The sequence below is a fragment of the Aliarcobacter vitoriensis genome (genome assembly GCF_003316695.1).
GTDB classification, from domain to species: domain Bacteria; phylum Campylobacterota; class Campylobacteria; order Campylobacterales; family Arcobacteraceae; genus Aliarcobacter; species Aliarcobacter vitoriensis.
On the sequence record NZ_PDKB01000049.1, the window covers coordinates 1 to 797 of the forward strand.

At 30.0% G+C, this 797-nt stretch carries 1 protein-coding gene; it reads right to left on the minus strand.

Going from position 1 to position 797, the window contains the following annotated elements; all coding sequences use genetic code 11:
* On the minus strand, positions 1-797 hold a 797-nt coding region (locus CRU91_RS12075), incomplete at both ends, for a methyl-accepting chemotaxis protein (RefSeq protein ID WP_235827017.1).

A 797-nucleotide genomic window follows, 5' to 3' on the forward strand; every position in this document is an offset into this window, starting at 1 on the left:
CTTTTAGCTTTAACTTCATCTTTACCAATAAACTCTTTCTCATTAGCATCACTTACTATCAATTTTGCAATTTCATCTGTTACTATTGCAATATCATGTGTTTGACTTGCTACCATTGCATTTTGTTGTGTCTGTTGATCTAGCTGATTTACTGCATCATTTATTTGTTCTATTCCAAGTAGTTGTTCATTTGAAGCATTTTGTATATCTGAAATAAGATTCATAGTTTGTGATATATTTGAATTTAAATCTTTATATCCTTCTATCATATTATTTGCTATATCTTTACCTTCATTTGCTTTTATTGTTGCTAATTCAACTATATCTTTTATCTCTTTAGCTGCTTCTGCACTCCTAGATGCTAAATTTCTTACTTCTTGAGCAACTACAGCGAACCCTTTTCCAGCTTCTCCTGCCGTTGCTGCTTCAACTGCTGCATTTAAACTTAAAATATTTGTCTGGAATGCTATTTGATCTATTACACTAATTGCTTCATTTATTGCTGTAACTTGAGCATTTATTTCATCCATTGATACATTTGTTTGATTTGCTAGATTTTCACCTTGTGAAGCTGATTGTGTTACATTTTTTGAAAAACTTGCCATTTGAGCTATACTATTTGTATTATTTCTAATATTTGAAGTTATCTCTTCAAGTGCTGCTGCTGTTTCTTCCAAAGAAGCTGCTGCTTCATTTGAACTTAAATTCAATTTATCTACATTTCCTAATAGTACATTTGAACTTTTATCTAATGTTAATCCATTTGATTTATTTTCAACTAACATTTGAGTTATTGA